Source organism: Pseudomonas sp. DCB_AW (genome assembly GCF_026240895.1).
GTDB classification, from domain to species: Bacteria; Pseudomonadota; Gammaproteobacteria; order Pseudomonadales; family Pseudomonadaceae; genus Aquipseudomonas; species Aquipseudomonas kermanshahensis.
The window spans coordinates 44,444-54,591 of record NZ_JAPFCE010000034.1 but is presented as its reverse complement, the minus strand read 5'-3'; the positions used below and the strand labels follow the sequence as shown (position 1 = coordinate 54,591).

The following is a 10,148-nucleotide window of genomic DNA, read 5'->3' as shown; positions in this document are numbered from 1 at the left end:
GTGCTGCGAAGAGGCCGGCGACAGCACCGTAGATCTTCGTCATTTTCACTGGCCTCTTCGCAGCACAAGGCTGCTCCTACCGGGAAGTGTGCTGCCTGGTCAGGCGCCTGGTAGGGGCGCGCGGCGGGCCTGGGGGGCGGCCCATAGCAGCTGAGCCACGCCAATGGCGCGCTCTTCGAAACCGCCCTGGCAATAACACAGGTAGAACTCCCACAGGCGCTGGAAGGTTTCGTCGTAGCCCAACTCCATCAACGCGTTGCGCGCATGGCGCAGGTTGTCGCGCCAATGGCGCAGGGTGCGCGCATAGTCGGTGCCAAAGTCCTCCAGGTGCACCAGGTTCAGCGCCGTCTGGCGGCTGGCGGTGTCGAGCAGGACGCTTAGTGAGGGGAGGGCGCCGCCGGGGAAGATGTAGCGTTGTATGAAGTCCACCGAACGCCGGGCCTTTTCATAGCGCTGGTCACGAATGGTGATGGCCTGCAACAGCATCAGGCCGTCGTCCTTGAGCAGCGCGGCGCAGTGGCGAAAGTACAGGGGCAGGTAACGATGGCCGACGGCTTCGATCATTTCGATCGACACCAACTTGTCGAAGCGCCCTTGCAAGTCGCGGTAGTCCTCGCGCAGTACCGTGATACGTTGCTCCAGGCCTGCCGCCTGCACGCGTTGCAGCGTGTGCGCGTACTGCGCCTCGGAAAGCGTCGTGGTGGTCACGCGGCAGCCGAAGTGGGTAGCGGCATGGATGGCCAAGCTGCCCCAGCCGCTGCCGATTTCCAGCAGGTGCTCGTGGGGCTTGAGCTCAAGCTTCTGGCAGATGCGCTCCAGCTTGTTCAACTGGGCCTGCTCCAAGGTCTGCTCGGGGCTGTCGAACTGTGCCGCGGAATACATCAGGGTTGGGTCGAGCAGCCGTTCGAACAGCGCATTGCCCAGGTCGTAGTGGGCCAGGATGTTGCGCCGCGCACCGCGCCGGCTGTTGCGGTTAAGGCGATGCAGCAGGCGCAGTGCCGGGCGGCCGAAGCGCGCCAGGCCACCTTCAAGGGCATCCAGCACGTCCAGGTTGGCCACGAACAGGCGGGTTACCGCCGCCAGGTCGGGGGTGCGCCAGTAGCCATGGATATAAGCCTCCCCAGCACCGATCGAACCGTTGCCGGCGATCAGGCTCCAGGCGGCGTCATCGACGATCTCGACTTCGGCATACAGCGCGCTGCCGGCGTCACCGAAGTTCCAGTGCTGGTCATTGCAAATCAAACGCAGGCAGCCTTGGCTCAAGCGCCGCAATTGCGCCAGCACGGCCATCCGGGCCAGGCTGCCAAGCACCGGCGTCAGGCCGGCCGACTTGCTAACGCTCAGTGTGGGGTCGGACATGATCAGGTTCCTTACAGGCGTGGCCAAGGCTCAGGTCGCCCTGGCTGGCGGTGTGGTTGTAGACAGGGGTGCGCTTGAGCAGCAGGCGCAGGGCCTGCCAGTAGATGGCAGACACCGTACGCAGGCTCATCCACGGGAAGCTCAGGATGTAGCGGTGCAAGGCGGGCCGGTCCAGCGGTTCGCGGCGCAGCGCCAGGTGGGCCTCGAATACCTTCTGCCCCTCGCGCCAGTTCGCCATGTGAACGTGCACGCGTTGGCCGTCGAGCACGAAGCGCAGGCGGTAGTCCATGTCCAGCGGCATGAACGGCGATACATGAAACGCCTTGGCCAGGCTAAATGCGTCGGGTTGGCCGTCTTGCACCGGCAGCACGTAGTGGTGGCGCTGCCGCCAAGGTGTATTGCGGACCTCCAGCAGTATCGCCACCAGGTGACCGTCGCGGTCATGGCAGAAGTAGACGCTCACCGGGTTGAACGACAGCCCCCAGCAGCGCAGTTGCGTGAGCAGGTGCACCGCGCCTTGGGGTGCGTGCCCGGTTGCTTGGCCGACCAGCTGGCGGGCGGCCTGGGCCAACGGTATGCCACGCGCGGTCAGTGCCGGCAGGTAGTCGGTTTCCCGCCAGCACAAGGGCGCCAGCCGCGAGCGCGCGAGCCAGCGCGACAGGCCGCGCCAGTGTATTTGCTCGTCCAGGTCCAGGTAGAACATGCCGACCCGGTAGCGGAATGCATGGTGCCGCGGGGTCAGCCGCCGATGGCTGACCCAGCCATGACACAGGCTGCTGTTCACAAGCGCTCTCCGAAGTATTCTGCCACTTTCAACGCGCTGAGCACGCCGTCTTCATGGAAGCCGTTGCCCCAGTAGGCACCGCAGTAGTAGCTGTGCTGGCGGCCCTGCAGTTCGCCTTGGCGGGCCTGTGCAGCCAAGGCCGCGAGGCTGTACTGCGGGTGGCTGTAGCTGAAGCGGGCGAGCACCTGGGCTGGGTCGATCTGCGCCGTCTGGTTGAGGCTCACGCAGAAGGTGACCGGGGCGTCGATGCCCTGCAGGATGTTCATGTTGTAGGTGAGTGCCGCAGGTGCCTGCTCGGCGCCGCCCAGCCGATAGTTCCAGCTGGCCCAGGCTTTGCGCCGACGCGGTAGCAGGCGAGTGTCGGTGTGCAGCACCACATCGTTGCTGGCGTAGGTGAGGGTACCCAGCACCGCACGCTCGTCCGCACTGGCTGTTGCCAGCAGGGCCAGGGCCTGGTCGCTGTGGCAGGCGAACACCACCTTGTCGAAGCGCTCGGTACCGGCAGCGCTGATCACAGTCACGCCGTCGGCGTCACGGATCACCCGGGCCACGGGGCAGTTGCGCCGGATACGCTCGGCAAAGGGCTGGCACAACGGTGCCACGTAGCTGCGCGAGCCACCTTCGATCACCCGCCATTGCGGGCGCTGGTTGACCGACAGCAAACCGTGGTTGCGGCAAAAACGCACGAAAAACTGCAACGGAAAGCCCAGCATGTCGGCGCGTGACATCGACCAGATCGCCGAGCCCATGGGCACGATGTAGTGGTTGATGAAGCGCCGCCCATAGCCGTGTGTGCGCAGGTAGCTGCCCAGCGTGGTGTCCTCTTCGATGCGCCGGTTGTCCAGGTCGGCCAGGGCTTGGCGATTGAAGCGCAGGATGTCGCGCAGCATGCCCCAGAACCCAGGTGACAACAGGTTGCGCCGTTGGGCGAACAAGGTGTCGAGGTCATGGCCGTTGTACTCCAGGCCACTGGCGGGGTCATGCACCGCAAAGCTCATCTGGGTCGGCCGCGAAGCCACCCCCAGGTGTTCGAGCAGGCGAATGAAATGCGGGTAAGTCCAATCGTTGAAGACGATGAACCCGGTGTCCAGCGCATACTGCTGGCCGCCCCAGTTCACGTCGACGGTATGGGTGTGGCCACCCACCCAGTCAGCCGCCTCGAACACCGTCAACGCATGCTGGCGTGAGAGCAAGTGGGCACAGGTGAGGCCAGCGATACCGCTGCCGATGATTGCGATGCGCATGGCGTGCTATTCCCGTGGGTTTCGTGCCAGGCGTTGGCCTAGCTGCAGACGCCAGCGCACCGGCAATGCGCCGAGCAGGCGCAACACCCAAGTGAATGCGCCGGGGAAGTTGATTTCCAGCGGGCGTTTGGCCAAGCGCGCGACGATGTGCCCGGCGGCGTGCTCGGCGCTCCAGCGCTGTGGCATGGGGAAGTCGTTGCGCTGGGTCAAGGGCGTGTCGACGAAGCCAGGGCTGACGAGGGTGACATCAATGCCCTCGCGGACCAGGTCGATGCGCAGCGACTCCACCAAGTAACGCAGAGCCGCCTTGGACGCACCATAGGCGCCGGCGCGGGGCAGGGCCAGCCAGCTCACCGAGCTGCCCACCACCACCAGGTGCGGGCGCTGCCCACGGCGCAGCAAGGGCAGGGCAGCGGCAAGGCAGTGGCTGGTGCCGATCAGGTTGGTGCGCATCACCCGTTCGACCAGCGCCGGGTCGAAGTGCCCTGGTTCCAGGTATTCGCAGGTGCCCGCGTTGAGGATCACCAGGTCGAGTGCACCCCAGGCATGCTCGATCTGCTCGGCGACCTTAGCGACCTGGCCCGGCTCGTCGTTATCGCCAATGGCCAGCATGGCCTGCTGCGCAAACCGCGCCGCTAAGGGTGCCAAGCGGTCGGCCTGGCGGCCACCCAAGGCCACCTGATGCCCCTGCTCCAGCAAGCGCAGGGCCAGCGCCGCGCCCATGCCACTGCTGGCACCGGTCACCCAGCAGCGGCTCATGCCAGCCTGCCTTTGAGCCAGCGGACCGCGCTGCCCATGATCGGGACGTGCTCGTAAAGCAGCGCACCGGCGTCGAAGTAATCCTGATGAAAGTGAACCCGCTCGTGCCAACGCAGGTGGCTGCAGCCTTGCAGGCTGATCAGCGCGCCATTGCCTAGGCGAGGGTGGCGAAAATGCAAGGTCCAGCGCAGGTACCCGTGCCCCGGCTGCACTTCGTCGTAACCCTCGAAGGTGTAGCGTACCTCCTGCACGTTCGCGTACAGCTGCGCGAAGTACCCCCGCAGCGCAGGCAAGCCGCTGATCTGGTGCAGGGGGTCGCGAAAGGTCACGTCCTCGCTGTACAGGTCACCGAGCATGTCGAGGGTGTGCGCATCGAGGCTGGCAAAGCGTTCGGCGAAGGTTTGCAGGTAGCTGTGCATTCACTTTCCTGTACAAAAAAGTTTTCTTGTACAGGTATAGTTTAGCTTTCACCGCAAAGCTATACAGGATGATTTTTCTGTACAGTTTTTACCCGGTGGCCGCCAAACGGTGGCCTTATTCCGGCGCCTGCGCCCCGGCAATATGCCGCCCGGCCACGTAACCGAACGTCAGCGCCGGGCCCAGGTTGATGCCGCCTGAGGGGTACCAGCCGCCAAACACACTGGCCATGTCGGTACCGGCGGCATAAAGCCCGCCAATCGGCTGGCCTTGCTCATCCAGTACCCGTGCATGGCCATCGGTGCGCAAGCCGGCAAAGGTGCCAAAGCAACCGGGCTGAACCTTCACAGCATAGAACGGCCCTTGTTCGATCGGCGCCACGCACGGGTTCGGCCCGCTGTACGCCGGGTCACCCTGCTTGCGGTTGAACGGCGTGGAGCCGCGGCCAAAGGCCGGGTCCTGGCCGTGGCGCGCATGGCTGTTGTACTCCGCGACGGTGGCACTCAAGCCGACAGGGTCGATGCCGCAGGCGCGGGCCAATTGTTCGAGGCTGGCACCGCGCTTGAGGTAGCCACTGCGCAGGTGCGGCCATACTGGCAACGGCGCAGGCCGGGCGTGACCGAGGCCGTAACGCCGCAAGAAGCGGTGGTCGCAAATCAGCCACGAGCAGGCTTCCTCGCCCGGCGGCACCGCCTCGAGCATGGCTGACACATAGTCGTAATAGCCGTGCGCCTCGTTGACGAAGCGCTTACCGCTGGCCAACACGCCAATAACGCCGGGCTTGCCGCGTTCGATGATGTGCGGGAAGTGGCCGACGCTGCCGTCGCGGTGCGGCACTTTGGAGACCGGTGCCCAGGCCACTGCAGATTTCAGGTCGGTGGCCACCACACCGCCTGCCGATTCGCCAAGGCGCAGGCCATCGCCCGAGCAGGACTGCGGGGGCAGGGCGAGGTTGTCATGGCCACTGGCATCACGCGCAAACAGCTGCCGGCGCCGCGTACTGTCGTTGGGGAAGCCCCCGGCGGCGAGCACCACGGCTTTCGCCCGGACGGTAAGGTCACCCTGCGGTGTGCCTATCACGGCGCCGCGCACTTGCCCGTGCTCAATCAGCAGGCGCTTGGCCGGGGCAGATTCCAGCAGCCGCACGCCCAGGTCTTCGGCCGATTTGGCCAGGCGCGCCACTAGGGCTACGCCGTTGACCAGGTGCATGGCCCGGCCATGGCGGGCGAGGTGGTACAGGTGGCGGCCAAAGCGCTTGCACACATGCAAGAAGGCCCGTGGCGAGCGGGTCATGTTGAGGAAGGCGGCCAGGTCAGGGCCGGCCATGATCGGCATGCCCATGAACGAGGTCTCGCGCAGGGTCTTGCGCAGGCGGGGCAACAGCGCGCCGACCTCGCGGGCATCATAGGGCGCGGCGATCACCTGGTGCCCACCGGTGGCGGCGCCGGGTGTGTCGCCATGCATGTCGGGGATGGCGTTGCCGTCGACAAACTGCAGCGCAGTGTGTTTCTCGAAAAAGGCGACCATGTGCGGGCAGGCCTCTAGGAAGGCATCAACCCGTTCAGCATCGTAATGCGTGCCCAATTCGTTACGCAGGTAGGTGCGGGGCTGTTCGATGTCTTCAACGATGCCGGCGCGGCGGGCCAGCGGGTTGCGGGGTACCCAGGCCCAGCCACCGGACCAGGCCGTGGCACCGCCGAACACCGGCGCCTTCTCTACCAGCATCACGCGCTGCCCATGCCAGGCTGCCGTTACCGCTGCGGCCAGGCCGGCTGCGCCTGAGCCAATGACCAGAACGTCGTATTCGGCTTGCAAGGTGTCGGTAGGCATCGCAGGGTCTCCGGTATTATTATTGGAACGTGATTCCATATTCTTTATGTGAGACGGTGCCGGATGCAAGTGAGGCCGTGCAGAACTGGTCGATAACCGGACACTTCAACGCCCGCCTGCTGCGCCGATGGCCGTGGCTGTGGAATCATCTTCCAAAATTCATCCATTTTTCAGGGACCTTAGCCATGGCTGGTAGTCAGATCGAACGCGCCTTCAGTCTTGTAGAAAGCCTGACCGGCGAGCCTGAGGGCCTTGCCCTGCAGACGTTGGCCGAGCGCCTGGAGATCCCCAAGAGCGCCACCCATCGCATGCTGGCCGAGCTGATCCGCCTGGGCTACGTGCGGCAGAACCGCGACAACAGCCGCTATCAGCTGTCTGCCAAGCTGGTGGCGATGGGCTTTCGCTACCTGTCCAGCAGTGGCGCCGACATCATTCAGCCGATTCTCGATCGCCTGGCCCAGGACAGCGGTGAGCTGGTGCGCCTGGGCGTGATCGAAGGCAGCCGCCAGACCTGGATCGCCAAGTCCCAGGGCGCGCGCTCCGGCTTGCGCTACGACCCCGACATGGGTCGCGATGCCCCGCTGTTCTACACCGCCTCCGGGCATGCCTGGCTGGCCAGCCTGAGCGACGACGAGGCGCTGCAGATGGTCTTGCGCCAAGGCATCGCCGACCCGGCACAGTTCGGCCCGAATGCGCCGCGTTCCACGGATGAACTGCTGGGCTACCTACAGCGTGCACGGGAGCGTGGCTATGCCTGGGTCGAGCAGACATCAGCGGTGGGCACTTCAGCGTTGGCCGCCGTGGTGCGGCGCCCACGCACTGACGAGGTGATCGGGGTGCTGAGCATCGCCGGCCCCAGTGCCCGGCTGGCGCAAGGGCGCCTGCCTGAACTGGCAGCACTCTTGCTGGCGGCGGTGGGCGAACTCTCGTCGGCCAGCCAGGCCAGTGAGCTGTTTGCCTAAAGCGTCGCCTGTTCATTAGTGGTCGATAACCGCACAGTCTGTGCAGGCGGCGCTTCTGTAAAGCGGACCCGGGTTCTAAATTGTCAAGTGTAAATACTGGAACACTGTTCCGTAATTTATGCCCGACAACAATGACAAGAGGACAGTCCGTTGAATGCACCGCTTCGTATCGCCCTGATTGGCGCCGGTATCATGGGCCGCCAGCACTACCAGCACCTGCGCCAGCTGCCGCAAGCGCAGTTGTGCGCGGTGGCAGACCCCGGCCCGCAGGCTGAGGCTTTCGCCGCCGAATGCGGGGTGGCCTATTACGCCGATCACCGGCAGATGCTGGCCAGCGTCAAACCCGAGGCGGTGATCGTCGCCAACCCCAACAACCTGCACGTGGCCACCGCGCTCGATTGCATCGCAGCCGGCGTGCCGGTGCTGGTGGAAAAGCCTGTGGGCGTGCACCTGGACGAAGTCCGTGCGTTGGTCGAAGCGTCCAAGCGCTGTGGTGTGCCAGTGCTGGTCGGCCACCATCGTCGGCACAACCCGCTGATCGCCAGCGCGCGCGGCCTGATTGCCGAGGGGGCGCTGGGTAGGCTGATCAATGTCACTGCGCTGTGGCAGTTGCAGAAGCCCGACAGCTACTTCGACACCCCCTGGCGCCGCGAGCCGGGCGCCGGTTTTTTGCTGACTAACCTGATCCACGACCTCGACCTGCTGCGCTACCTGTGCGGCGAGGTCGTGCAGGTGCAGGCGTTCACCCGCAACGATGTGCGTGGGTATGCCAATGAAGACAGCGCCGCCGTGCTGCTGCAGTTCGCCAACGGGGCGCTGGGCAGCCTGACAGGTTCGGACGCGGTGGCTGCCCCCTGGAGCTGGGAGTTGACGTCCGGCGAGAGCCCGATCTACCCGCGTCAGGACGGCCAGCCCTGCTACCTGCTGGCCGGCAGCCACGGCGCGCTGAGTATTCCGCAGCTCAAGCACTGGCAGTACGGCCAAGCAGGCTCCGGCTGGCACACACCCTTGCTGCAAAGTGGCGCCGAAACGCCGGCAGGTGAAGCGTTGACCTTGCAATTGCAGCACTTCATTCGCGTCGCCCGCGGTGAAGAGGCCCCCTTGACCGACGCTGCAGATGGTGGCCGCACGCTGGCCCTGGTCGAGGCGATCCGCCAGGCAGCCGAAAGCGGCCGGGCCTGTGCCCCCGAGACGATCGTCTGACGCGAGCCCCCTTCACACCTTTAATTGCCTTCAGGTAACGAACATGACTGACCGTATTTTTTCCCTTGCCGCGCTGACGGTGCTCGAGCTTTCGCCGCCGGCCATGGTGGAGGCCGCTGCCCGTGCCGGCTACAGCCACGTGGGCCTGCGTTTGGTGCCGGCTACCGCAGAGGAACAGCACTTCCCGCTGGTGGCCGACGCTGAGCTGCGCCGGCAGACCCAGGCGCGCCTGCGCGATACCGGCATCAAGGTACTCGACCTGGAAATCCTGCGCCTCAAGCCCGAAACCTGTGTTGCCGATTTCGAAGCCATTCTGGCGGTGGGTGCCGAGCTGGGCGGGACCGAACTGCTGGTGGCCGGTAACGACCCGGACGAGGCACGCCTCACGGAGCGCTTTGCCGCACTGTGCGACCTGGCGGCGGGCTATGGCATCCATCCGCACCTGGAGTTCATGCCCTGGACTGATGTTCGCGACCTGCGCCAGGCCATGCGGGTGGTTGCCAACGCTGACCGGGCAAACGGCTGCGTTCTGGTGGACGCCTTCCATTTCAACCGCTCCGCTTCCTCACTCGACGACCTGGCCCACCTGGCACCGCAGCGCATGCGCTATGCGCAGCTGTGCGACGTGGCCGGCCCGGTGCCGGACGACATGGACGAAATCCTGCGCCAGGCCCGCAACGAACGGCGCTTCCCGGGTGATGGCGATGCTGATTTGATCGGCCTGTTGCGTGGCTTGCCGGCCACCGTACCGTTGAGCCTGGAGATTCCGACGCGGCAGTTGCTGGAGCAGGGCGTGAGTGGCGAGCAGCGTGCGCGGATGGCGCTGGAGAAAGCCAAGGCGGTATTGGCGCGGGTTTGAACTTCAAGGGCCGCTGTGCAGGCGCAGAGAACAAAGATCGAAAGCGAGCCCCCCATCCTGTGGGAGCGGGTTTACCCGCGAAGCAGGCGCCGCGGTATATGGCACCGGCTTCGCCGGTGTTCGCGGGTAAACCTGCTCCCACAGGTCCCTGCTAAATCTATTAGGTATGTGTTGTTCTGTAAGAAGTAACCCAGCCCTTTTGGTTGCGTTGCCGCGAAGAGAACAAAGATCGCAAGCGAGTCCCCAATCCTGTGGGAGCGGGTTTACCCGCGAAGCAGGCGACGCGGTGTATGGCACCGGCTTCGCCGGTGTTCGCGGGTAAACCTGCTCCCACAGGTCCCTGCTAAATCAATCAGGTATGTGTTGTTCTGTAAGAAGTAACCCAGCCCTTTGGGCCGCGTTGTCGAGCAGAGAACAAAGATCGCAAGCAAGTCGCTGACCCTGTGGGAGCGGGTTTACCCGCGAAGAAGGCGACGCGGTGTATGGCACCGGCTTCGCCGGTGTTCGCTGGCAAGCCAGCTCCCACAGGTCCCTGCTAAATCAATCAGGTATGTGTTGTTCTGTAAGAAGTAACCCAGCCCTTTGGGCTGCGTTGCCGCGAAGAGAACAAAGATCGAAAGCAAATCGCTGAACCCTGTGGGAGCGGGTTTACCCGCGAAGAAGGCGACGCGGTGTATGGCACCGGCTTCGCCGGTGTTCGCTGGCAAGCCAGCTCCCACAGGCCCCTGCTA

At 64.9% G+C, this 10,148-nt stretch carries 9 protein-coding genes; 3 read left to right on the top strand and 6 right to left on the bottom strand.

Going from position 1 to position 10,148, the window contains the following annotated elements; genetic code table 11:
- Positions 1 to 99: 99 nt before the first annotated feature.
- From OO306_RS18210 to OO306_RS18185, 6 genes are all read right to left on the bottom strand, one after another.
- Positions 100 to 1,359, bottom strand: coding sequence for a cyclopropane-fatty-acyl-phospholipid synthase family protein (locus OO306_RS18210; RefSeq protein ID WP_265969530.1), 1,260 nt, complete (start codon positions 1,357 to 1,359; stop codon positions 100 to 102).
- Entirely contained in the window at positions 1,334 to 2,143 is an 810-nt protein-coding gene (locus OO306_RS18205; RefSeq protein WP_265969529.1) for a DUF1365 domain-containing protein, read from the bottom strand. Before OO306_RS18205 ends, OO306_RS18210 begins: the two co-directional genes overlap by 26 nt.
- Positions 2,140 to 3,387: an NAD(P)/FAD-dependent oxidoreductase gene (locus tag OO306_RS18200; RefSeq protein WP_265969528.1), complete on the bottom strand. Its 1,248-nt coding sequence runs from the start codon at positions 3,385 to 3,387 to the stop codon at positions 2,140 to 2,142. The genes OO306_RS18205 and OO306_RS18200 overlap by 4 nt, the downstream gene beginning before the upstream one ends.
- Positions 3,388 to 3,393: 6 nt before the next feature.
- Positions 3,394 to 4,146: an SDR family NAD(P)-dependent oxidoreductase gene (locus OO306_RS18195; RefSeq protein WP_265969527.1), complete on the bottom strand. Its 753-nt coding sequence runs from the start codon at positions 4,144 to 4,146 to the stop codon at positions 3,394 to 3,396.
- The gene (locus tag OO306_RS18190) at positions 4,143 to 4,565 is read right to left on the bottom strand and encodes a nuclear transport factor 2 family protein (protein ID WP_027596246.1); all 423 of its coding nucleotides are present in this window, start codon (positions 4,563 to 4,565) and stop codon (positions 4,143 to 4,145) included. Before OO306_RS18190 ends, OO306_RS18195 begins: the two co-directional genes overlap by 4 nt.
- Positions 4,566 to 4,680: 115 nt before the next feature.
- Positions 4,681 to 6,393 (bottom strand): FAD-dependent oxidoreductase, encoded by a 1,713-nt coding sequence (locus OO306_RS18185; RefSeq protein WP_265969526.1) that lies wholly within the window; start codon positions 6,391 to 6,393, stop codon positions 4,681 to 4,683.
- Positions 6,394 to 6,578: 185 nt separating this feature from the next.
- Between OO306_RS18185 and OO306_RS18180 the strand changes: the two genes are divergently transcribed.
- The 3 genes from OO306_RS18180 to OO306_RS18170 all read left to right on the top strand — a co-directional run bounded on the left by OO306_RS18180 (position 6,579) and on the right by OO306_RS18170 (position 9,417).
- Complete coding sequence (locus OO306_RS18180) at positions 6,579 to 7,355, top strand: IclR family transcriptional regulator (RefSeq protein WP_265969525.1); 777 nt, start codon at positions 6,579 to 6,581, stop codon at positions 7,353 to 7,355.
- A 150-nt stretch (positions 7,356 to 7,505) separates the two neighbouring features.
- On the top strand, positions 7,506 to 8,558 hold the full coding sequence (locus OO306_RS18175; protein WP_265969524.1) for a Gfo/Idh/MocA family protein: 1,053 nt from the start codon (positions 7,506 to 7,508) through the stop codon (positions 8,556 to 8,558).
- Positions 8,559 to 8,601: 43 nt separating this feature from the next.
- Positions 8,602 to 9,417 carry a sugar phosphate isomerase/epimerase gene (locus OO306_RS18170; protein WP_265969523.1) on the top strand — a complete coding sequence of 272 codons (816 nt, stop codon included), beginning with the start codon at positions 8,602 to 8,604 and terminating at the stop codon, positions 9,415 to 9,417.
- The last annotated feature ends 731 nt before the right edge of the window (positions 9,418 to 10,148 follow it).